19 protein-coding genes are annotated in these 22,536 nt (G+C 37.6%); 14 read left to right on the forward strand and 5 right to left on the reverse strand.

Translation table 11 applies throughout. The annotated features are described in order from the left end of the window. Window positions 1-5: 5 nt before the first annotated feature. Window positions 6-794, reverse strand: coding sequence for a GLPGLI family protein (locus ACSZOX_RS14995; RefSeq protein WP_437920875.1), 789 nt, complete (start codon window positions 792-794; stop codon window positions 6-8). 2 nt (window positions 795-796) lie between these two features. Continuing rightward, window positions 797-3,550, reverse strand: coding sequence for an outer membrane beta-barrel protein (locus ACSZOX_RS15000; protein WP_437920876.1), 2,754 nt, complete (start codon window positions 3,548-3,550; stop codon window positions 797-799). 176 nt (window positions 3,551-3,726) lie between these two features. Here ACSZOX_RS15000 and ACSZOX_RS15005 point away from each other — a divergent pair, with 176 nt between their 5' ends. From ACSZOX_RS15005 to ACSZOX_RS15055, 11 genes are all read left to right on the forward strand, one after another. Next, window positions 3,727-5,097, forward strand: a complete 1,371-nt coding sequence (locus tag ACSZOX_RS15005) for a dipeptidase (protein WP_437920877.1) — start codon at window positions 3,727-3,729, stop codon at window positions 5,095-5,097. 140 nt (window positions 5,098-5,237) lie between these two features. Next, window positions 5,238-5,981: a lysophospholipid acyltransferase family protein gene (locus tag ACSZOX_RS15010; RefSeq protein ID WP_437920878.1), complete on the forward strand. Its 744-nt coding sequence runs from the start codon at window positions 5,238-5,240 to the stop codon at window positions 5,979-5,981. 26 nt (window positions 5,982-6,007) lie between these two features. Then, window positions 6,008-6,769 carry an ABC transporter ATP-binding protein gene (locus ACSZOX_RS15015; RefSeq protein WP_437920879.1) on the forward strand — a complete coding sequence of 254 codons (762 nt, stop codon included), beginning with the start codon at window positions 6,008-6,010 and terminating at the stop codon, window positions 6,767-6,769. Between the two features lie 202 nt (window positions 6,770-6,971). Further along, the gene (locus ACSZOX_RS15020; protein WP_002996718.1) at window positions 6,972-7,193 is read left to right on the forward strand and encodes a DUF2795 domain-containing protein; all 222 of its coding nucleotides are present in this window, start codon (window positions 6,972-6,974) and stop codon (window positions 7,191-7,193) included. A 103-nt stretch (window positions 7,194-7,296) separates the two neighbouring features. After that, window positions 7,297-7,758, forward strand: coding sequence for a hypothetical protein (locus ACSZOX_RS15025; RefSeq protein ID WP_437920880.1), 462 nt, complete (start codon window positions 7,297-7,299; stop codon window positions 7,756-7,758). 207 nt (window positions 7,759-7,965) lie between these two features. Continuing rightward, window positions 7,966-8,955 (forward strand): anthranilate phosphoribosyltransferase, encoded by a 990-nt coding sequence (trpD, locus tag ACSZOX_RS15030; RefSeq protein WP_437920881.1) that lies wholly within the window; start codon window positions 7,966-7,968, stop codon window positions 8,953-8,955. A gap of 1 nt (window position 8,956) precedes the next feature. Beyond that, window positions 8,957-9,577 carry a phosphoribosylanthranilate isomerase gene (locus ACSZOX_RS15035; protein WP_437920882.1) on the forward strand — a complete coding sequence of 207 codons (621 nt, stop codon included), beginning with the start codon at window positions 8,957-8,959 and terminating at the stop codon, window positions 9,575-9,577. Next, on the forward strand, window positions 9,570-10,754 hold the full coding sequence (trpB, locus tag ACSZOX_RS15040; protein WP_437920883.1) for a tryptophan synthase subunit beta: 1,185 nt from the start codon (window positions 9,570-9,572) through the stop codon (window positions 10,752-10,754). Before ACSZOX_RS15035 ends, trpB begins: the two co-directional genes overlap by 8 nt. Before the next feature lie 3 nt (window positions 10,755-10,757). Next, entirely contained in the window at window positions 10,758-11,528 is a 771-nt protein-coding gene (gene trpA / locus ACSZOX_RS15045) for a tryptophan synthase subunit alpha (RefSeq protein WP_437920884.1), read from the forward strand. 110 nt (window positions 11,529-11,638) lie between these two features. After that, a complete protein-coding gene (locus ACSZOX_RS15050; RefSeq protein ID WP_437920885.1) occupies window positions 11,639-12,085 on the forward strand; it encodes a hypothetical protein in 447 nt (148 codons plus the stop codon). Between the two features lie 98 nt (window positions 12,086-12,183). Further along, window positions 12,184-14,745, forward strand: a complete 2,562-nt coding sequence (locus tag ACSZOX_RS15055) for a TonB-dependent receptor domain-containing protein (RefSeq protein ID WP_437920886.1) — start codon at window positions 12,184-12,186, stop codon at window positions 14,743-14,745. A gap of 56 nt (window positions 14,746-14,801) precedes the next feature. Here the strand turns inward: ACSZOX_RS15055 and ACSZOX_RS15060 are convergent, their stop codons facing one another. The 3 genes from ACSZOX_RS15060 to floA all read right to left on the reverse strand — a co-directional run bounded on the left by ACSZOX_RS15060 (window position 14,802) and on the right by floA (window position 17,265). After that, window positions 14,802-15,389, reverse strand: a complete 588-nt coding sequence (locus tag ACSZOX_RS15060; RefSeq protein WP_437920887.1) for a Maf family nucleotide pyrophosphatase — start codon at window positions 15,387-15,389, stop codon at window positions 14,802-14,804. Beyond that, on the reverse strand, window positions 15,389-15,907 hold the full coding sequence (locus ACSZOX_RS15065) for a KdsC family phosphatase (protein WP_437920888.1): 519 nt from the start codon (window positions 15,905-15,907) through the stop codon (window positions 15,389-15,391). The genes ACSZOX_RS15060 and ACSZOX_RS15065 overlap by 1 nt, the downstream gene beginning before the upstream one ends. A 374-nt stretch (window positions 15,908-16,281) precedes the next feature. After that, window positions 16,282-17,265 (reverse strand): flotillin-like protein FloA, encoded by a 984-nt coding sequence (gene floA / locus ACSZOX_RS15070; RefSeq protein WP_437920889.1) that lies wholly within the window; start codon window positions 17,263-17,265, stop codon window positions 16,282-16,284. A 418-nt stretch (window positions 17,266-17,683) separates the two neighbouring features. Between floA and ACSZOX_RS15075 the strand changes: the two genes are divergently transcribed. From ACSZOX_RS15075 to ACSZOX_RS15085, 3 genes are read left to right on the forward strand one after another with little or no spacing between them, the layout of a single operon-like run. Next, on the forward strand, window positions 17,684-21,145 hold the full coding sequence (locus ACSZOX_RS15075) for a response regulator (protein WP_437920890.1): 3,462 nt from the start codon (window positions 17,684-17,686) through the stop codon (window positions 21,143-21,145). After that, on the forward strand, window positions 21,133-21,963 hold the full coding sequence (locus ACSZOX_RS15080; protein WP_437920891.1) for a CheR family methyltransferase: 831 nt from the start codon (window positions 21,133-21,135) through the stop codon (window positions 21,961-21,963). Before ACSZOX_RS15075 ends, ACSZOX_RS15080 begins: the two co-directional genes overlap by 13 nt. After that, a complete protein-coding gene (locus ACSZOX_RS15085) occupies window positions 21,963-22,529 on the forward strand; it encodes a chemotaxis protein CheB (RefSeq protein ID WP_437920892.1) in 567 nt (188 codons plus the stop codon). Before ACSZOX_RS15080 ends, ACSZOX_RS15085 begins: the two co-directional genes overlap by 1 nt. The last annotated feature ends 7 nt before the right edge of the window (window positions 22,530-22,536 follow it).

The following is a 22,536-nucleotide window of genomic DNA, read 5'->3' on the forward strand; positions in this document are numbered from 1 at the left end:
TGCTGTTATAATAGCAGATTAATCATCAAAAAGTTAAATTCTTCCTCAGTGCTCCAGTCACCTATACCCATCCTATCCCGCATAAAATTATACAGTTCCATTCGAGACATCGGCTTATCACGCTTTTTCCCAAGTTCGGCAGTAATCACAGGTTGATACAGTTCCACTTTTGTAGCGTATATGCTGTAATGTTGCTCTGGAACGGCTGCACCTAATATCATGCCAGGAAGCCCATGAAAAACCGCAGGGCCAGACGACAACGGAATCTCGTCTGTATAAAAGGCAACAACAAAAATCGAATCCAGTAAAATGCCATTGGCACGACGACAGGAATATCCCGCAATATCGCGATACTCATTTGTGATCTTCCATTTAATGTCCAGCAAGGAGTCTTGCGTTAAAATATTCGAGCCGCCATATTCCAACAAGGATTTAAAGCTATTATTTTTTAGATGCTTGTAATATGTCGTGGAATAATCAAACCCATACCATATTAGATTACGCATCATATTCGTCAATTCTTCTTTGACTGGTTCAGCGCGAGATTCATCTCCCTGAAAAGATAGTGTACTTTTAAACACATAGGTATTTGGCGCTTTGCTCATTAATTGCTCCACGTAGCTCCGATCAAAATTATCATTCTTGGCGAGTGCCATCTGCCGCTTCATAAAATTCTTGACGTGCACCGTCTTTTCAAAGTGGATCACTCCTCCAGTAGGAAAATGCGCATATTGCGCAACCAACACCTTCGTTACAAGTGTTAGCAATACGATAATCCATGTTTGCTTTTTCATCCTTATTGTCCTCCTTTCATCGATGTGAAATCCCAGCTAACTTTAAGCATAAAATAGCGAGATATCGTGTTATACGTATCTTGAACCAGTGTACTAGCATATTGCTGTCTGCTAAAGCCTATATTTTGGTTTAAAATGTCATTAATAAAGAAGTCTATCAGGAGTGACTCATCTTTCAGAAACTTTTTGCTCAGTCCCGGTCGTACCAACAGACGTTCAATTTTTTCATCAAAAATTTCCGTTGGTGCTTGATAGGTATAATTCATTGTGGTATATAGCTTTAATTTTAGTGGCATATAATAAGATAGCTCGGTAAAGTTATTAAATACAAATCCGTTGCTATTCAAGTTGGGCTGTAGTGAATTGCGTAAGGAGTTATAACCTGGAGCCAACTCCACATTAAAATCAAAACCCTTCTTCGTCCTTTTATTAAAACCTAATGATACTGAGAAATCGTAGTTATCGTTTTCGCTCAAGGCCCCATTAATGTAATTGAAGTAATTATTATAAGTACCATCAAAAGATAGTGAACCATTAATTTTAGACTTTTTCACGACACTGCGTGAAAAGCTGCTCCATAAACTAAGCGTGTTGGCCACTTGGTCCAAATTTGCATAAGAAAGTGTACGTCGACCGTTATCTATCTGAATATTCTGTTGGATGTTGTTAAATCGTTGCGACCAATTTAACGACAGATAACCGTACGAATCTTTCAACATATTATACGTATTATAGCGCAGATTATAGCTGTTGCTCTGCGACGGACGTAGGTTTTCATTTCCAACCACAATGTTCAGCTGGTCCGTATTTTGGCGCAAAGGTTGTATCTGCGTTAGCGAAGGCAAATTATTGTTTCTCGAAAAACGGAAGCTTACACTTTTCGCTTTCGTTATCTTGTAGCGGAACTGCAAACTCGGGTTATAGGTTAAAAAGCTCCTTTCTAGATCCATGCCCTCGTAGTTGTTAATCTGATACATTTGATCGTTACGCACATTATTCGTCAAGTTGGCTTCAATGATATCAGATCGGTAACTAAAGGCTAGATTAGCTGCATTTCGCGTGGTATTAAAATTAAAATGGTTACTAAATTCTTCATCCAACAGCGTATAAGCATTTTCCGTATTGGAGAAGTCAAACGAGTTATTGATAGACGTTGACACTCCTCGGATAAATTCATACTGCAAACTCGCATTTATGCGCTTCGTTATCGGCTCTGTATACGCCAATGTCGATCTAAAATTATTGCTGCTCGATCGCATTTCCTTACGTTGATCGATGACAGAAACACTATCCAGTATAAAGAAATTAGCTTCCGATTTTAAGAAACCATCTCCGTCAGATTCATTGTAACTTCCGTTGATCCGCAAAGACAACGATCGCCCTTCTTTCTTTAATTTTCTAGTTAAGTAAGTACTGTAATCCAGCGATTGTGTTGCCGACACGCTCTCTTGTAAAGATGTATTATCATTAATACGTTCATTATCTCCATCCATAGTAATCGCCGTATGCGATTTGCTTACCTCCGAATTTCCCTTGGCGGCACCTATACTCATGGTTAGGGTCGTCAAGGAGTCTACTTTTAAATCATACCGTGCATTAAACCTGTGCTTTTGATTTCGTGTAGTATTCAAATCGCTTTCATTCGAATTTTGTACCGCATCAACTAAATTCTCCTGTGAAATACGTGAACTGACCTCATTGTTTTCCACGATACCAAATTTGTAACTGGTGTTAAGCTTGTGCTTGCCTTCTTTCCAAGCATCAGCAAAAGAAACCCCTGTACTCAATGCCCTCGGAAGTCCTCTCCCATTCCAATAATCCATATTATCACCCGTCCAGGAAAACGAAACCGATCCATCATCCGACACCTCGGTGCTAAAACTTGAAAAGCCAAACTTATCCTGATCTTCCCAATTTAACGATATCGTACCATCATTAGAGGTTAAGCCAAATAACCCAATCTTTTGCGTACCGTTGAATTTGTTCAGAGCCATTGTCCCTGTATAATAGCCGTTATTTTGATCTGCGCCTCCCCCAGCTTCCACTTTGCCAAACAGCCCCTTTTTAGCATCTTCTTTCAATTTCAGATTAATCGTTTGTAAACGTTGTCCATCATCCACCCCCGTGCGCTCTGCCTCTTCCGATTTCTTTTCATACAATTGCACCTTATCCACCATATCCGAGCGCACATTCCGCGTGACGAGCGTTGGGTCATTGCCAAAAAACTCTTCCCCATCTACCAATACCTTTTCCACCGTTTTACCCTGCGCGGTTATTTTACCATCTGCATCCACCGAAATACCAGGCAATGCCTTGAGCAAATCTTCTACTTTGGCATTTTTTTCCACGGCAAAGCTAGAAGCGTCGTATTCGGTGGTATCGCCTTTAATGACAATAGGAATTTTCCCCGTAACCATCACTTCTTCAATCAAGAGACTCACGCTATTTAATCCTATTTGTCCCAATGAAATATCATCTTCACTATTTATTTCTTTAAAGTAATCCCCAAATTTGGGATAAGTAACGATCAAGAGGTAAGCCGAACTATCGGGTTTACGCAGCGAAAACTTCCCATCTTGATCCGCTCGGGTATGTGCCACCAATACAGAATCTTTAGCTTGCAGCAACATCACAGTCGCATTCACCAGCTTAGTAACACCATCACTTTCGTCCACTACGATACCTGTAACAGCTTTTTGACTATACACATACGTACTCAGCAACATGGAGAGAAATAGGAGGAACGGCAGTTTCATAATATAAATCCGTTAATAATTTAGTTATACTACGAAACTATCATAATGACACATCTTTTCAAAACCAATTGAAATTATTAACATTTTTTTAACAAGTCCGGCATCCACACCTCTTGACACACCATTGTGGTTAAGGAATAAAATTATAATTGGTAGCTTTGCAAAAACATTAAGCTATGCAAACGATAAAAGAATATGTTCAATCCAATCAGGAGAGATTTTTAGAAGAATTATTCGCTTTATTACGTTTTCCGTCTATTAGTGCGGATCCTAAATACAAAGAAGACGTCGTAAAAACTGCGGAATTCGTCGCCGAAAAACTTAAAGAAGCAGGAGCCGATCAAGTAGAAATTTGCCAAACGGCTGGAAATCCGATTGTATATGGTGAAAAAATAGTTGACGCTTCACTTCCCACAGTATTAGTGTATGGTCACTACGATGTTCAACCAGCAGATCCATTAGAACTTTGGCACACGCCACCATTCGAGCCAACAGTACGAGATGGAAAAATCTACGCGCGCGGCGCAGCAGATGACAAAGGTCAATTTTACATGCATGTCAAAGCTTTCGAATGCATGATGCAAAACAATGCATTGGCATGTAACATCAAATTTATGATTGAAGGCGAAGAAGAAGTTGGTTCAGCCAACTTGGGCACCTTTGTAAAAGATAATAAGGAGCGTTTACAAAATGATGTTATTGTCATTTCAGACACTTCGATGATCAGTATGGAACAGCCTTCACTGGAAACTGGCTTAAGAGGTTTATCTTATGTTGAGGTTGAAGTGACTGGGCCAAATAGGGATCTTCACTCTGGCGTATACGGCGGAGCAGTTGCTAACCCTGCCACGGTCCTATCAAAACTAATCGCATCCCTACATGATGAAAATAATCATATTGCAATACCAGGTTTCTACGACGATGTTGTTGAACTTACCGCAGAAGAGCGTGAAGAGTTGAATAAAGCTCCTTTTGATGTAGAAGAATATAAGCATGATTTAGGTGTAGATGAAATATGGGGAGAAAAAGGTTATTCAACGATAGAGCGCACCGGAATTAGACCAACGTTGGAGGTCAATGGTATATGGGGAGGCTATATCGGAGAAGGAGCAAAAACGGTACTCCCATCTAAAGCTTTCGCTAAAATATCCATGCGATTGGTTCCCAACCAAAACTCACAACGTATAACACAACTTTTTAAAGATCATTTTGAAAAAATAGCGCCAAAATTCGTCAAAGTAGAAGTAAGACCACATCACGGAGGTGAACCAGTTGTCACCCCTACAGATAGCGTCGCTTACAAAGCTGCGGAAAAAGCTTTAGAAGAGGCCTTCGATAAAAAACCTATTCCAACTCGGGGCGGCGGATCCATCCCTATCGTAGCGCTATTTGAAAAAGAATTGGGCGTAAAGACTGTTTTATTAGGTTTCGGACTAGATAGTGATAATTTACATTCCCCAAATGAAAAATATGGCATAGAAAACTATCTAAAAGGAATAGAAACTATCCCCTCTTTTTTCAAATATTATGCAGAGTTAAGTAAATAAAAAAAGAAAGGATGTTCCTCGAAAATATTCATCGAGGAACATCTTTTTATGGCATTCAGCGATCGAAGATCGAACAGAAACAAACGCAGGAGAAATCTCCTGTATATTGGATTTAAAACCAATTTTACCTATGTTTGGATATGCTTAAATTATTGAGAAAAATCCATCTATATACTTACTTTGTTGCTATTCTCTTTTTCTTTTCTTTAGCTTATCCTTTCCTATATTTTCTGGCCAAAGATTACGAAAAGCAATACAATAAAATAGTAACAATACGGCGTTGGATTAGTTTAGCGGGCATGTATACACTAGGTATGAAGGTTGAAGTCGATACAGAATCTGATATAGACTGGTCAAAGAACTATGTCATCTGTCCGAATCATACCTCTTTCTTGGACATCACGGTTCTGACCTACCTTTGTCGATCTCCCTTTTCCTTTATGGGTAAAATAGAATTACTCAATAATCCAGTCACCCGAATTTTTTTTAAAACGATTGATATCCCTGTAAAAAGAGATAGTAAAATATCTTCGTTCAAGGCCTATAAAAAAGCGATAGGTATCTTGAATGACGGCAAATCATTGGTTATATTTCCAGAAGGAAAAATTGACGACTCTTATCCTCCTATCTTGCATTCTTTCAAATCCGGTGCTTTCAAGATGGCGGTAGAAAATAACATCCCCATACTACCGGTGGTTATACAAGACGCATGGAGAATATTATGGGACGATGGAAAGAAGTATGGTTCTCGTCCAGGAACAATCCATGTAAAAATATTATCACCTATCTACACCGATTCCTACGATAAAGAAAACCTGGATCAACTCGGAGTCGAGGTGTACAGCAAGATGAAGGCTATTTGGGATATCCAGAATAAATCGTAACTTAAAACTGTTCTAACCAGAAAGGCATGGAGGAAAATTTTTTAATTCAAATTGAAGATATTGGCCGTGAATACATAATAGGAAGTGAAAAAATCTACGCACTAAAATCTGTAACACTAAACATTCATAAAGGTGAATTTGTAGCACTCATGGGGCCTTCTGGATCAGGAAAATCTACACTTATGAATATCCTCGGCTGCTTAGATACACCAAGCAAAGGTCAATATATACTAAATGGCATCAATGTGTCAGATATGAGTGAAAATGAACTTGCGGAAGTTCGAAATAAAGAGATTGGATTCGTCTTTCAGACTTTTAATCTTCTTCCTAAAAGCACAGCACTTGAAAATGTAGCTCTTCCTTTGATTTATGCCGGTATACAAAAAAAAACTCGACAAGAAAAAGCTTTAACTGCGTTAGAAAATGTTGGCTTAGGAAACCGTGTAGACCACAAGCCGAATGAGCTATCCGGAGGACAGCGTCAACGTGTTGCCGTTGCTAGAGCATTGATCAACGATCCTTCTATTATTCTAGCTGATGAACCAACAGGTAATCTAGATACGAAAACATCCATCGAAATTATGGGGTTAATGGAAGAAATACACCGCAAAGGAAATACGATAATACTGGTCACACACGAAGAAGATATTGCTCAACATGCCCATCGTATTGTTCGCATGCGTGATGGACTTATAGAGGATGACTACAAAAATCCTAGCATTAAATCCGTGTATCCAAGACTTGATGCATTAAATGAAAAAGGTTCCGATTTCGAAAAAATAGATTAAAATAACCTATATCCTTTCCTTCAGAAAACTGATCTACTTTTATCTGCTTATAGAGCATAGAAATAAAACAAATCACCCAGTTAATTTTAAATAACTGATATACAAATAATTATATACAAAAAAATTTGATAACATTCTTTTGACTTGATTTAGTGAATAATAATGTTATTTTTGCCCAAAATGGCAACTTAAATTATTAGATATGTATTGGACACTAGAACTTGCATCACATTTGGAAGATGCGCCATGGCCAGCAACTAAAGATGAGTTAATAGATTACGCTATTCGTTCAGGGGCTCCAGTTGAGGTAATTGAAAATTTACAAGCCCTAGAGGATGATGGAGAGCCTTATGAAAACATCGAAGAAATTTGGCCAGATTATCCGACTAAGGATGATTTCTTTTTTAATGAAGATGAGTATTAAGACAAAATAAAAAACGCCTACCATGGGCGTTTTTTATTTTTATATATTAAATTAAACCTCTATTATTCTTATATAGTCTCTTAATTAAAATGACTACATACTCATGAGAATAATTTCCTTATCTATTATACTGTATTTTTTTTGCTCGATAGGTCACGCACAGTCCTCCTTCGAAACAGATCAAGATAAAGATATTGCAGTAATACAGTCCTTTCTGAAGGATATCGCAAACACTTCAACACGTCCCGATGTCATTCTTAGTCAACATGTCTTGATTGAAAATACAAATACAGATGAGGCATACGATTATCTAGAAGCAAGTATAGACGAAATCAGGCTGAATCTACAAAGCAAAAAATTAACGGATATTGAATGCATACCTTTCTCAAGCCTTTCCAGAAATTTAACGCGAGATATAGATCCTGAAGGTAAGCCCACATCAAAAATGTACTTTTTATATTATAAAAAAAGACAAATATTCGCCGTCTATATTGCTATGCATAAAATCGCATCTTTTACTCTCGTCGCGAAAGGGAATCAAATGGCGCACTTTGTTACCTATTAATTTTTTAAGCAAAAAAATTTGCAACTACATAATAATTATTTGATATTTGTTTATAACGATTTATAATGATATCAACGAATGTAAATAAAGCATGGTGGTGGCACAACAAATAATGTTGTGGCAAAAACCTATCGCTTGAATTTTTACATCAAAAGAATAGTGGCTTGCCTAAATGGCGAGCCTTTTTTATTTTATTATCCGACAACAATGAAAGAAATATTAGCTCATTTATTTGAGTACAAAACCTTTACCAAACAAGAAGCATACGATATCCTTACAAATATAGCTACAGGAAAGTATGACACACATCAAATCGCTGCGTTTATGACGACGTACGGTATGCGGAGTATTCGCGTAGACGAGTTAAGCGGCTTTAGAAATGCGATGTACGACCTTTGTATTAAACTTGATTTCCCCGAATATGATTTAATAGATTTATGTGGTACAGGAGGCGATGGAAAAAATACCTTTAACATCTCTACTTTAGCTTCATTTGTTGTCGCTGGAGCGGGATATCATGTTGCAAAACATGGAAATGTAGGTGTTTCTTCCAGCTGTGGTTCATCAAATGTTATGGAATATCTTGGCTATACCTTCACAAATAATAAAGAATCGTTGCAAAAACAATTGGATGAAGCAAATATTTGTTTCTTGCACGCCCCTCTTTTCCACCCCGCGATGAAGACCGTAGCTCCAATTCGCCGAGCACTAGGCGTAAAAACCTTCTTCAATATGCTTGGCCCCCTTACAAATCCTGCAAATCCAAAATACCAAGCTGTTGGTGTATTCAGCCTTGAGTTGGCGCGATTGTATAACTACCTGTATCAAAGCACGACAAAACAATATAGCATCGTGCATGCCCTAGATGGTTATGACGAAATATCACTAACAGGAGATTTTAAGATCATTGACAACGATGGAGAACAATATTACACAACCGAGGGCCTTGGATTTAAGAAAATATCAGCCATTGATCTGGCAGGAGGCAGCTCGGTAGAAGAAGCATCTAAAATATTCTTAAACATTATACAAGGCAGTGGAAGTGATATACAAAATAACGTAGTTCTTACCAATGCTGCATTTGCTATTAAAACAATACATCCAGAGAAAACATTTGGAGATTGTTTCTACGAAGCCGAAGAATCTTTATTAACAAAGAAGGCTTTCAGTAGTTTCAAAACTCTTATTCAAAAATAAGATGACTTTACAAGTAAAAGTTTGCGGCATGCGCGATGAAAAGAACATAGAGGATCTCCGCATGTTAAACATTGATTACATGGGATTCATATTTTATGAGCGATCGGAGCGTTATATCCAAAAAGTTCCGCTACTTTCCAGTGTCGGCAGCGAAATAAAAAAAATAGGAGTTTTCGTAAACTCGCCTATCGATTTCATAACTCAAAAGTTAGAAGATGGCTTAGATGGTATACAACTTCACGGTAGCGAAACGCCTTCAATTTGCCAATATTTTAAGGATAAGGGCATACTTGTATTGAAAGCTTTTGGTATACAAGAAAACTTTGATTGGCAACAATTAGAACCCTATATTAAACATGTGGATTATTTTCTTTTCGACACAAAAAGCCCAAAACATGGAGGAACAGGAAGAACATTCGATTGGACAGTATTAAAATCTTACCCTTTTGACACACCATACTTTTTAAGTGGAGGACTAGGCTTAGAAAACATAACAGAGGCATTAGCAATTTCCGACACTCGTTTAAGAGGTTTGGATTTAAATTCCAAATTTGAACTGTCACCTGCCAATAAAGACATCGAAAAATTAAAAAAAGCTTTGAAAATTATAAAAGATGAGTAAATATCAAGTTAACGATAAAGGATACTATGGCCCTTTTGGAGGTGCTTATGTCCCTGAAATGCTTTACCCAAATGTAGAAGAACTTCAACAGAAATATTTGGAAATAATGCATGAAGAAAGTTTTCAGCAAGAATTTCATGATTTATTAAAAAATTATGTTGGTCGTCCTTCTCCACTTTATTTTGCAAAGAGACTTTCGGAAAGATACGGAGCCAATATTTTTCTGAAACGCGAAGATCTCAATCATACCGGTGCCCATAAAATAAACAATACTATCGGTCAAATCTTACTAGCAGAGCGTCTTGGAAAAAAACGAATCATCGCAGAAACGGGTGCGGGCCAGCATGGTGTTGCCACCGCAACAGTTTGTGCATTGAAAGGTCTAGAATGTGTCGTCTATATGGGCGAAGTTGACATACAACGCCAAGCCCCAAATGTAGCCCGCATGAAAATGATGGGTGCTACGGTTATCGCTGCACAGTCTGGTAGTAAAACACTCAAAGATGCAACGAATGAAGCACTACGTGATTGGATTAACAATCCTATCGACACCCATTACATCATTGGATCTGTTGTGGGTCCTCATCCCTACCCTGATTTAGTTGCAAAATTTCAATCGATCATATCTGAAGAAACAAAGAAGCAGTTGGTAGAAAAAACAGGAAGTAGTCTTCCCGATTATGTATTAGCTTGTGTCGGTGGTGGATCCAACGCCGCTGGAATGTTTTATCACTTCTTAGATGACAATAGTGTAAAATTAATTGCCATCGAAGCCGCTGGTCACGGCGTCAACAGTGGGGAATCTGCGGCAACAACAGCTTTGGGCAAAGAAGGCGTATTACATGGTAGCCGCTCTATATTAATGCAAACCGAAGACGGACAGGTCGTGGAACCTTATTCTATTTCTGCAGGATTAGACTATCCTGGCATAGGCCCTCAACATGCTTGGTTGTACAAAAGTGGACGTGGTCAATATGTTAGTATAACAGACGATGAAGCAATGAAAGCTGGCCTTCTGCTAACGCAGTTAGAAGGTATCATCCCTGCTATAGAAAGCTCTCATGCTTTAGCATATCTGGAGAAAATGGAATTTAATAGAAACGAGAATGTAGTCATCTGTCTCTCAGGAAGAGGCGACAAGGATCTAGACAACTATATGAAATATTTTGGATTTTAAGAGATGCAAACAACAAATACATTATTTACAGCTAAAAAAAACAGATTATTATCCATCTACTACACAGCAGGCTACCCTTCGCTAGATAGCACCATCTCTATCGCGACACAACTGGAAAAGGCAGGTGCCGATTTTCTAGAAATAGGCTTCCCGTATTCAGACCCCGTCGCTGATGGACCTGTAATCCAACGCAGCTCTGAAATCGCCTTACAGAATGGCATGACTCTCCATCTTCTTTTTGAACAACTGAAAGAATTAAGAAAAAATGTTTCTATTCCAGTATTTTTAATGGGATACTGCAATCCGGTATTACAATATGGGGTTGAGAATTTCTGCAAATCGTGTCAGGAGGTCGGTGTAAATGGTGTGATTATCCCCGATCTCCCGATGTATGAATACGAAGAACTCTATGAAGCCATTTTCAAAAAATATAATATCAGCAATGTTTTCTTAGTTACACCACAAACTTCCGAACAGCGTATACGTAAAATCGACAAACTTTCTACAAGCTTTATCTACCTGTTGTCATCCAATGCAACAACTGGAAAAAACTTAAATGTGGGGGATCAAACAACCGCATATTTTGAACGTTTAGCGAACATGAAATTAGAACACCCACTGGTTGTCGGATTTGGTATTTCAGACGCAAGAACATTTGAGAAAGCAACGGATCACGCGAAAGGTGCAATCATTGGAAGTGCTTTCGTTAAACTGTTAGCGGAAGAGAATTATGAAGGGAAGATAGAAAGCTTCATAAAGGAAATTAAACAGTAATAACAGGGGGCTGTGTAGCTCAATTAACAGCCCCTGTTATTCTTATAAAAAACATTCCCATCAGACTCTTTGCATTGAACCTCATTTAATTTTTATTACCTTTGTAGAGAATGAGAGCACTATTGGCATATATGATGTTGTTTTTCTACAGTTTGACCTGTACAGGAACAACAGTTTATATGCATCTCTGTCGGAGCAGCTCTAATCTAATTATACAAGACAATAATGAGACAGTTCCTCAAACTTGTCCATTTTGCAAAGAGAATAGTGAAAAAACAACTAAACAAGATACGAAGGAGCAGAGTTGTTGTACTACCGAGCAAAGCGATTGTTGTCATGACATCAAATTAGATTTGAAAAAAGGAGACCAGGATAATGAAAATGCACCTACGGTCTATTCTTTCTTCTCACTATCCCCTGCTACCATTACTCTTTTTTGGATTATTGGCTTCCAAAGAGAGACAAAATCTCTGGATACTCCCGACTCTGGAAATAATACGTTATTAGTTTCCACGAATTCTCCACCTTACCTTAAACATTGTAACCTAAGAATTTGAAAATGGTCTTTTAACTAAATATTTTCTAAGCGCTAGATAGGGATCTATCAACAGCTTAGCACTGTTTAATTTAATTCCATGTCATCAAATTCTAAAAAATGAAATCTATTTACACGGGTTTATTGACCCTATTTTTAATTCTATTTTGCTTATTTTCTTTCGGACAAACAAACAACACCATCACATTTGAAGTTGGAGGAAATTGTGGGCTTTGTAAACAGCGAATCGAGAAAGCTGCAAAAATAAAAGGTGTTTCAGAGGCTTCTTGGGATCCTAGTAGCGGAAATGCAACAGTTACTTTTAATCCGACTAAAACCTCATCAACCGATATTAAGCAAGCCATTGCTGATGTAGGTCACGACACCGATGAAATCGCCGCTAAAGATGAGATTTATGCACAACTTCACGAATGCTGTTTATACGAAAGATTAACAAATAAAGGTGATACTATATCTAACACACCTAGCCAAGATCACAAGGTCCGCGGCGTAGTGGTTCAAGAAACTGGAAAAGGAGAATTGACACCTATACCTGGTGTAAACGTATTTTGGCTAAACAAAGGAAAAGAAGGGGTACAAACCAATGAAAATGGTGTTTTTGATATTAAACATGAGGAAGGGTATAACGATCTTGTCGTTAGTTTCGTAGGAATGAAAGCAGACACCATTACCATACAAAATCCGCATGAGGTTCTCGTTATCCATGCAAAAGATAATGTACTTGCCGAAGTCGTTGTATCCCGGAAACAACGTTCTACCTATATATCCTCTTTAAGTCCTAACCGTGTAGAAGTTATTACAGCAAAGGAACTATTTAAAGCAGCTTGTTGTGATCTAAGTGAAAGCTTTGTAACCAATTCATCGGTAGATGTGGTGAATAGTGACGCCGTTACTGGTGCTAAACAAATTCAATTACTAGGTTTAAGTGGCGTTTACACCCAGTTGACTGTAGAGAATCTTCCTGGACCGAGAGGATTTGCGTCTCCCCTAGGACTGAACAGTATGGCAGGCCCATGGATAGAATCAATACAGATTAGTAAAGGTATGGGCTCTGTAGCGAATGGATTTGAAAGCATGTCGGGACAAATCAATGTAGAATTGAAGAAGCCTCATAACAGTGATCGTCTGTATTTTAATGCCTACGCCAACAATATGGGAAGAACAGATGTAAACTTGAACCTTGCCCAGAAAATAAATGATAAATGGTCTGTCGGGTTATTACTCCATGATAACTTTATGTACAATAAAGGTATGAACTTCAGTAATAATGGTTATAGAGATATGCCTGTCGGTAATGTTTTTTCAGGAATAAATCGTTGGCATTACGAGAACGGCAAAGGACTGATTGCACAATTTGGAGTTAAGTATCTAAGCGATGACCGTACCGGAGGAGAAATAGATTTCGAGAAATATTCCGACAAGTTAACGACTAACCGATATGGCTTAGGATTTGATATTAATCGAATTGAAGGTTTTGCAAAGATAGGCTATGTTTTTCCAAATCATAAGCTACGCAGTATTGGATTGCAGCTCTCAGGCTCGCATTATCGCCAAGATAGCTACTTTGGATTGACGACATATAACAATGAACAAAACAGTGGTTATGCAAATTTACTCTATCAAGATGTTATCGGTAGTGTAAAACATAAATACAGAGCAGGATTCTCTCTTTCCTACGACAAATTTTATGAAACGGTCAAAACAAATACATTTGACCGAACAGAAGCAGTAAGCGGGGCATTTTTCGAATACACTTTCGCTCCCAACGAGAAGTTTGATGCTGTATTAGGCTTACGTCAAGATTACAATAACATATTTGGATGGTTCACGACACCACGTCTAGCTGTTAAATATGCTCCGACCCAAACTACCACGATTAGGCTTAGCTCGGGCCGAGGACAGCGCACAGCAAATATTTTTGCCGAAAATCTAGGAATATTCGCTTCAAGTCGCTCGATTCCCTACACCAATCTCGCCCATTCCGATGGAACGGTATATGGTTTAAAACCTGAAGTTTCATGGAATACTGGTGTTACTGTAGATCAAGACTTCCAATTGTTTGGCAGAACATCAGGTGTATCACTAGAAGTATTTCATAATAACTTCACGAACCAAGTGGTGGTCGACTGGGAAAACCCTCGCGAGGTGTCCTTCTACAATCTGGAAGGAAAGTCTTTTTCTAACAGTTTACAAGCCGAATTTAGATTTATGCCTCTTGAACATTTTGAATCAAAGATTGCCTATCGTCTTTTGAATGTTGAAACAGATTACAAATCGGGACGACTACAAAAACCCTTAACAGCAAAACATCGAGGCTTTATTAATCTGACATATAATTTACTAGAGACCTGGAACTTTGATTACACCCTTAATGTTGTCGGAAAAAAGCGTTTACCCTCTACATCCGAAAATCCTGAAGCTTACCAACTAGGAAACTATGCACAAGCTTACACAACAATGAATGCACAGATTAGCAAAAGCTTTGGAAAAAACAATAATTTCACCATATACATTGGTGGCGAAAACCTTACCAATTTTTATCAAAAAAATCCCATCTTAGCATTTGATGATCCATTTGGACAATACTTTGATACAAATCTTGTATGGGGACCAATAACAGGAAGGCTATTTTACACCGGTGTACGATACGGTATAAAATAACTAAAAAGCCCCGTTATCTCAGATAGGAACGGGGCTTTTTATTCAAGAACACGCAATCAAAAAATCTCTTTAAGTTTCTGGTACAGCCTTGCAACAGGCAATCCAACAACATTCTCATAGGATCCATGTATAGCTTTTATTCCCATTAATCCAATCCATTCTTGAATACCATAAGATCCCGCTTTGTCTAAAGGCATATACTGGTCTACGTAATGGCAAATCTCTTCCTCCGATAGTTCAAAGAATTTCACAATCGTCTCCTCAACAAAATCGTAAACACAATCTTCGTAAGAGATAGCAACAGCTGTTAAGACCAAGTGTTCTTGTCCCTGTAAGGATCGCAAAGTTTCAATAGCTTCACTTCTATCCTTTGGTTTACCCAAAATACGTCCTTCATGAACAACGACGGTGTCTGCTGTAATCACCAAAGCATCCTGAAATTCCGATTTCTCGAAAACATACAACTTATTCAAGGCAATACTCCTAACGATTTCAGAAGGACTTAATTGCTTATCAAATTGTTCATCGGTTTCTTTTACAATAACTTGAAAATCTATTTCAAGCTTAGCCAGCAATTCCTTTCGTCGTGGTGATTGTGAGCCTAATACCACCCGAACATCCTTTAATCGATCTATTAACATCATTATATACTTCTTATTTCGGTTAATACCGACCAACGTCCTGTCAAACGCAATATCTTCTCGATAACATCCCGAACACATCCTTCCCCTCCTCTTTTTGGAGAGACGTAGCCAGCTATATTTTTTATATCATCTACAGCATCATACGGACACAAAGATAACCCCACATTATTCATACAATCAAAATCAGGAATATCGTCTCCCATAAAAGCAATTTCATTCTTCTCCAACTGAAAACGTTGAACGATCTCCAACATGAGCGTCAATTTATCCGACACACCTATATAAACCTCTTCAACACCCAATCCTTTCAGCCTATGCAAAACCCCCTCAGATTTCCCTCCTGTGATCACGATGATCTTAAGCCCTGCTTTTATTGCAAACTGAATTGCATAACCATCTTTTATAGAAAACTTCCTTAATTGTTCTCCATTCTCTGTAACGAGAACAGTCCCATCTGTCAGTACACCGTCAACATCCAAAAACAACACTTTTATTTTTGCAAAATCTTGTAAAATCATAGTGATCAAAAGTACTTAAAAACCTATAAATTCAAAAAAAACGAATACCTCACTAATCCGTTAAAGACATATTATTATTGCAAAGAGACATAAAATCAAAAATATGTCAGAAATTGGTTGCAATAACAATCAACAGCACCAAAACCATTGACAAATAATGTTTTTAGCTGTACATTTGCAGTGTAATCAATGAAAAATCAACGATTACATTATTAAATTGTCTTTTCATAATTTAGGTTTATAATTGGTTAGTAGCAGACCCTGACGCCCATCGTCAGGGTTTTGTTTTTGCAGCAACTTAATTCCCTAAAATACATTAAATAAAAAAAGTCGATAGGATTCTCCTATCGACTTTTTTTATTTAATGGCAACAACTAGTGTTTTCCTTTATCTCCTGTATTTGGTTTAGATATGGAAGTTCGCATATCCGTATCAGCTTGAATATTCTGCATCTTATAATAATCCATAATGCCCAGATTACCATTTCGAAATGCTTCCGCCATAGCCAAAGGGACCTGCGATTCCGCCTCTATCACTTTTGCCTTTGCTTCCTGTGCCTTCGCCTTCATTTCCTGTTCAGTAGCAACAGCCATAGCACGGCGTTCTTCTGCCCTTGCATTTGCAACTTTCAAATCTGCCTCTGCTTGATCGGTTTGCAATTTAGCACCGACATTTTCTCCAATATCAATGTCTGCAATATCAATCGACAAAATTTCAAAAGCTGTTCCCGAATCCAAACCTTTAGATAAAACGGTTTTTGATATTCTATCTGGGTTTTCCAATACTTCTTTGTGATTTGTAGAAGAACCAATAGTCGTTACAATACCTTCTCCAACTCGAGCTAAAATAGTCTCTTCTCCAGCGCCCCCTACCAACTGATTAATATTTGCTCGTACAGTAACTCTAGCTTTTGCAATAAGCTGAATACCGTCCTTGGCAACTGCTGCTACAGGAGGCGTGTTTATAACCTGAGGGTTTACAGAAAGTTGAACCGCATCAAAAACGTCTCGCCCGGCTAAATCAATGGCTGTTGCCAATTTAAAATCCAACGGGATATTTGCCTTATCAGCCGAAATTAAAGCCTTGATCACCTTATTCACGTTTCCACCTGCAAGGTAATGGGTTTCTATCTCATTAGATGTAATACGCAACCCTGCTTTAGTAGAAGTAATCATCGCATTGGTAACCAATGAAGGCGGAACTTTACGCAAACGCATCAGCACCAAGTTTAAAAGGCTTATTTTTACGTTGGAAAGTTGCGCTGTGAACCACAAATTAACAGGCAATAAATACAACAATAAAAAGAATGCTACAACGGCACCTACAATGATCAAAACTAAACTAATTCCTGGATCCATAATCTTCATGTTTTAAGTGAACCCTAAAGATATTATTTTCTGTTAAATTTTCAGCAAATTAAGACCTTTTATTCGCTTGGACAACCACCTAACAGCGACAAATGCCTTTATTAAGCCTTTGAGGCAATACGTTTTTACCGATTTCATACAATACTACATTATTCCACAATTAATAATTAAATTTGCAGGTACGTATACTCTACCTGAGAAAAACAGTTTATCGATTAATTGACTACATAATTATGGAGCTTAAAATAAGAATATTGCGAAAGTTTCTGATTTTGTCGTATACGGAGTCAAAATCAGTAGAAATTTGCGATATTTAGCACCGTGATTAACATTCAACATACACAAATGTGCATACGAAATAAGGAGTTAATACATTCATAATTCCTTATATATAATATCTGTCGGCTCTATGAAACTAAAAAAAGAAGCAATTCTAAAATGGGAATTATTTATAGGGATATTCCTAGCCTACTTGATTATTATTGGAACCGCAGTTTACTTCTTTAGTACCATCGGTACTAAAGTGGATCGCGTGAAAGTCGCTAATGATCATATTCAACAAAAAACCAATTCGCTGAACGAGATAGACCAAGAGTTATTTAACGCTATACAAGCGAAAACACGTTTTCAACTCAAAAAAAACAATCTTGATTTACAAGAAATAACATCTTTGCGAAAAGATTTAACGCGATCTTTTATCAACTTAAAAGAAGGATTTCAGCCCAACTCAACTATTGGTTCTGAGGTTCGACAACTTGAAGGATATGCAGGAGAAGCGCTAAATCTAAAAATGTTACAAGAAGAGGCAAACCAAGAAATAGCCGACTTTAAAGAAATTTCATTGCAGGACCAAGCGGAGGTCAACAAAATGATTTTGTCCATAAGGAATTTGCTGCTTAAGGAGCGTCAAAAGATGTCCCAAGATTTTCATGACTCTATTTCCTCCTCAAAACAAACCGCTTATTTTCTAATCGGGCTTCCGCTATTATTCATCTTTTTCATTTTTAACCGTGTGCTAAAAATTGTAAAAGAACTCAGTCGCCGTTCCAAAGAAACACATGAACTTAATAAAGAGATCCAGAAAGCGCAGAAAAATATTGAAGAATCAAACTGGGTTCTGACCGAATCAAGTAGACTTAACGAAGCCATTAGCGGAATAGATAATGAAAATATAATTGCTAAAACCTCATTCGAATCAATATTGAAATCGATAGATTTTTTAGCAGGGGCTATTTACATCCGGCGGATGGACTCCTACGAATACATTTTGAAACAACAAATAGGCGTTGACAAAACACACAAACTTTTAAAAAGCTTCGCAGAAGGAGAAGGTCTCTTGGGACATGTAACCGAAACAAAAAAAACAAAAATAATACACACAGATGTAGAGAGTGTACTTAGTTCCTCGACTCTTGCACAATCGAATCAGATCAACACAATCATACTAACACCTCTCGTCTATGAACAGCATGCTATTGGGATACTAGAAATTGGTGGAAGATATACAGACGAAACATTATCCAGTACATTAAAGTACCTGGAACGAGTTTCACGTATCATTGCTACCGCTATTAAATTTGGACAGAGCCATACACTTGTTGAGAATCTTTTGGAAGAAACGCAGCAACAAACCGAAGAGCTGGAAGCACAACAGGAAGAGCTGCGTATCACGAACGAGGAATTAATCTACAAAACAAATTTACTTGAAGCTTCTGAAGAAGAATTGCGTGTCCAACAAGAAGAATTGCAACAGACAAATGTTGAATTAGAGGAAAAGGCAAAACAATTGGAAATCCGCAACGTTGAGCTTAATGAAACACAAAAGGTCGTAGAAGAAAAAATTCAGGAGGTCGAGTTAGCAAGTAAATATAAATCGGAGTTTATGGCCAATATGAGTCATGAGTTACGTACTCCGTTGAACAGTATATTGATTTTAGCCAAGTTACTACAAGACAATAAGATCAAAAATCTGAATGCAGAACAAGTTAAATATGCATCGGTGATCCATAGTGCCGGCAGTGATTTATTACAGTTGATCAACGAACTTTTAGATTTAGCTAAAATTGAATCAGGAAAGGTTGAACTCAATTATGAATCCATTCGCACAAAAGATTTTATAAACAACCTAGAAAACCTTTTTCAAGCTACAGCTCAAGAAAAAGGAATAAATTATGCCATAAAAATTGATTCCAACACACCTAAGGAATTTATCAGTGATGAATATCGACTAGAGCAAGTATTAAAAAACTTCCTATCTAATGCATTTAAATTCACGGAGAAAAACGGCACAGTTGAACTATCTTTCCAAGCAGATAAAGATAATATACGTATTACAGTTAAAGATGATGGAAAGGGAATCTCCGAAGAAAAACAGCAACTCATTTTCGAGGCTTTCAGACAAGAAGATGGGTCGACTAGTAGAAAATACGGTGGTACAGGACTTGGCTTATCGATAAGCCGAGAAATCGCCTCGTTGTTAGGCGGTCGCATAAGCCTAGATAGTAAAATGGGAATTGGCAGCACATTTACGCTCATCATTCCTTATAAAGCTCCTTTCGAAGATCAAAAATTAACAGCGAAAAATATACAAGTCCCAGTTATTACGCCAAACGACACAAAATTAGAGCTAGAAAATTTGTCCCTTTCGCAAGAAACGGTTTCAGCTGACATTACTGCTACCGCAACATCAAAGAACCTTCTAATAATAGAAGACGATATTAATTTTGCTGATATTTTGAAAGATTTCGCACAAATTTATGGCTTTCATGTGATGATAGCACACGACGGAGCGGACGGAATTCAAAAAGCAAAGCAATTTAATCCTCATGCTATCATATTAGACGTTATGCTTCCTGTATCAGATGGATGGGAGGTTTTAAAAACGTTAAAAGCGAATCCCGAAACAAGACACATTCCTATACACATGATGTCTGCTGCGAATTTCAACCAGCGAGAATTTATAGAGCGTGGTGCTATTGGCTTTTTACCCAAGCCCGTATCTGAAGATTCCTTGAAGAAAGTATTTGATAATATCCACCTGAATATTAACAAGGGAATTAAGAAAGTTTTACTTGTTGAAGATCAAGAATTTCAGAGTGAAATCATCAAATCAGCTTTTGCAGAACAAAATATTAACGTTATACAAGCTTTTTCAGCAAAAACCGCATTAAACAAATTAGATGAGGAAGAAAACATAGACTGCGTCATTTTAGATATCAAACTCCCAGACGCGAATGGTCTAGATCTCTTAGATGAAATTAAAGCAATGCCTAATTATGTGGATACTCCAATGATTATAAATACGGCATACGATCTTTCTCAAGAGCAGATCACACATATCAGAAAACACACCAAAGCAATGGTTCTCAAATCTGGGAAAAGCAACAACAGACTTATTGATGAAGTTAAATTGTTCCTTAACAAAATCAGCTCGGAGGACTATTCACCCCTAAAAAACATGGGAAAATTAGACCAAGTCAGTCAGCTATCAGACAGCTTACAAGGGAAAAGGGTGCTTATTGCGGATGACGACATGAGGAATGTGTTTGCCTTAACGACAACACTTCAGGAATACAATATGGAAATCGAAATTGCCAATAATGGCATCGAAGCAGTTGATATCGTAATAAAAAATCCGGGAAAAATAGATATTGTGCTTATGGATATCATGATGCCTGAAATGGATGGATACGAAGCTATTGAAAAAATCCGTCAACAAAAGGAGAACGCTAACTTACCGATTATTGCCGTTACGGCAAAAGCGATGAAAGGCGATCGAGAGAAATCCATCCAGATTGGTGCAAGTGACTACATTAGTAAACCGATAGATATTGACAAACTAGTCTCATTGATGCGCGTATGGCTAAGTTAAGTATATCTCATATCAGTTTTCAAGAACTTCAAGAAGTCGTTACTTTGTTAAGAAACGTATCCGATTTTGATTTATCAGGCTACAGTAAATCATCTTTGAAACGTAGAATACAACGAGTAATGGATTTGGAGCGTATGGACTTTGTAGATTTGAAAAATGCCGTCACAAATATGGGTAACTTTCAAATGTACTTAATGAATGAAATTACAGTCAACGTGACAGAAATGTTTCGAGACCCTAAATATTATGCTACGCTTAGACATGAAGTTCTCCCCTATTTGGAAACGTATCCTGCTCTAAAATTCTGGAGTGCTGGCTGTTCAACAGGCGAGGAAGTATATTCCCTAGCTATTTTGCTTCAGGAAACCGATCTATATCCCCGAAGCTTTATATATGGTACCGACATCAACATACATGTTTTAGAAACTGCAAAAAAAGGTATATATCCTATTAAAAAAATAAAGCAGTACAGCGAAAACTACAATGGAACAGAAGGAACTGGAAGCCTTTCTGACTACTACACAGCAATGTACGAAGCCGCGATTTTCAATAGCGATATACGGAGAAACATACTATTCTCTCAACATAATTTAGTCTCTGACTCGGTGTTTAATGAATTTCAATTTATTTCTTGTAGGAATGTCTTGATATACTTCGACATGGAACTTCAGAATCGTGTATTACAATTGTTTTACGATTCCCTATCAGAATTTGGTTTTCTGTGTTTAGGGCCAAAAGAAACACTACTAAGCCGAGATATCATGGTTAACTTTAAAGTCGTAAACAAGGAGTTTAACATATACCAAAAAATTAAATAATGGAAAAGGCAAAGGAGTTGGTCGTCATAGGTGGAAGCGCTGGATCCTACAATTTAATCGTAGATATCATAGAATCCTTGCCTCTCCAATTTTCTCCTGCCATCGTGGTCGTCATCCATCGAAACCCAAAGTTTACAACAAAAATAGAAGAAACCTTGTCTCTCAAATTAAAAAGAGCTATTGTACCGGCAAAAGACAAAATGCAAATCTGTAGCAATATGATCTATTTTGCGATTCCTGGCTATCATTTACTTATAGAACCAGATAGTACGTTTTCTTTGGATGTTTCAGAACCCGTTCAGTTTTCTAGACCTTCCATTGATGTCTTATTTGAGACTTCAGCAGAAGTATACTGTAAAAAATGCATCGCTTTTCTTCTTTCTGGAGCAAACAAAGATGGAACCGATGGCTTTAGACGCATCCAAGAAATGGGCGGCAAAACTTATGTTCAATCGCCCGAGGATGCCTTAATAACAACAATGCCTGAACATGCAATACGTTCTAGTCATTATACGGATATATTTAGTGATCAACAGATTATTTCCTACTTCAGGAATTTAAAATAGAAAGTCT

Origin of the sequence: Sphingobacterium sp. LRF_L2, from assembly GCF_965644235.1 — a bacterium.
Classification (GTDB): Bacteria; Bacteroidota; Bacteroidia; order Sphingobacteriales; family Sphingobacteriaceae; genus Sphingobacterium.

Excerpts from the sequence above, each read along its gene's own strand:
- ACSZOX_RS15015 (WP_437920879.1), top strand. The coding sequence starts at position 6,008 with ATGGAGGAAAATTTTTTAATTCAAATTGAAGATATTGGCCGTGAATAC.
- ACSZOX_RS15050 (WP_437920885.1), top strand. The coding sequence starts at position 11,639 with ATGAGAGCACTATTGGCATATATGATGTTGTTTTTCTACAGTTTGACC.
- ACSZOX_RS15080 (WP_437920891.1), top strand. The coding sequence starts at position 21,133 with ATGGCTAAGTTAAGTATATCTCATATCAGTTTTCAAGAACTTCAAGAA.
- ACSZOX_RS14995 (WP_437920875.1), bottom strand. The coding sequence starts at position 794 with ATGAAAAAGCAAACATGGATTATCGTATTGCTAACACTTGTAACGAAG.
- ACSZOX_RS15065 (WP_437920888.1), bottom strand. The coding sequence starts at position 15,907 with ATGATTTTACAAGATTTTGCAAAAATAAAAGTGTTGTTTTTGGATGTT.
- ACSZOX_RS15085 (WP_437920892.1), top strand. The coding sequence starts at position 21,963 with ATGGAAAAGGCAAAGGAGTTGGTCGTCATAGGTGGAAGCGCTGGATCC.
- trpA (WP_437920884.1), top strand. The coding sequence starts at position 10,758 with ATGCAAACAACAAATACATTATTTACAGCTAAAAAAAACAGATTATTA.
- ACSZOX_RS15020 (WP_002996718.1), top strand. The coding sequence starts at position 6,972 with ATGTATTGGACACTAGAACTTGCATCACATTTGGAAGATGCGCCATGG.
- ACSZOX_RS15055 (WP_437920886.1), top strand. The coding sequence starts at position 12,184 with ATGAAATCTATTTACACGGGTTTATTGACCCTATTTTTAATTCTATTT.
- ACSZOX_RS15010 (WP_437920878.1), top strand. The coding sequence starts at position 5,238 with ATGCTTAAATTATTGAGAAAAATCCATCTATATACTTACTTTGTTGCT.
- ACSZOX_RS15075 (WP_437920890.1), top strand. The coding sequence starts at position 17,684 with ATGAAACTAAAAAAAGAAGCAATTCTAAAATGGGAATTATTTATAGGG.
- ACSZOX_RS15000 (WP_437920876.1), bottom strand. The coding sequence starts at position 3,550 with ATGAAACTGCCGTTCCTCCTATTTCTCTCCATGTTGCTGAGTACGTAT.
- floA (WP_437920889.1), bottom strand. The coding sequence starts at position 17,265 with ATGGATCCAGGAATTAGTTTAGTTTTGATCATTGTAGGTGCCGTTGTA.
- ACSZOX_RS15005 (WP_437920877.1), top strand. The coding sequence starts at position 3,727 with ATGCAAACGATAAAAGAATATGTTCAATCCAATCAGGAGAGATTTTTA.
- ACSZOX_RS15060 (WP_437920887.1), bottom strand. The coding sequence starts at position 15,389 with ATGATGTTAATAGATCGATTAAAGGATGTTCGGGTGGTATTAGGCTCA.
- trpD (WP_437920881.1), top strand. The coding sequence starts at position 7,966 with ATGAAAGAAATATTAGCTCATTTATTTGAGTACAAAACCTTTACCAAA.
- ACSZOX_RS15025 (WP_437920880.1), top strand. The coding sequence starts at position 7,297 with ATGAGAATAATTTCCTTATCTATTATACTGTATTTTTTTTGCTCGATA.
- ACSZOX_RS15035 (WP_437920882.1), top strand. The coding sequence starts at position 8,957 with ATGACTTTACAAGTAAAAGTTTGCGGCATGCGCGATGAAAAGAACATA.
- trpB (WP_437920883.1), top strand. The coding sequence starts at position 9,570 with ATGAGTAAATATCAAGTTAACGATAAAGGATACTATGGCCCTTTTGGA.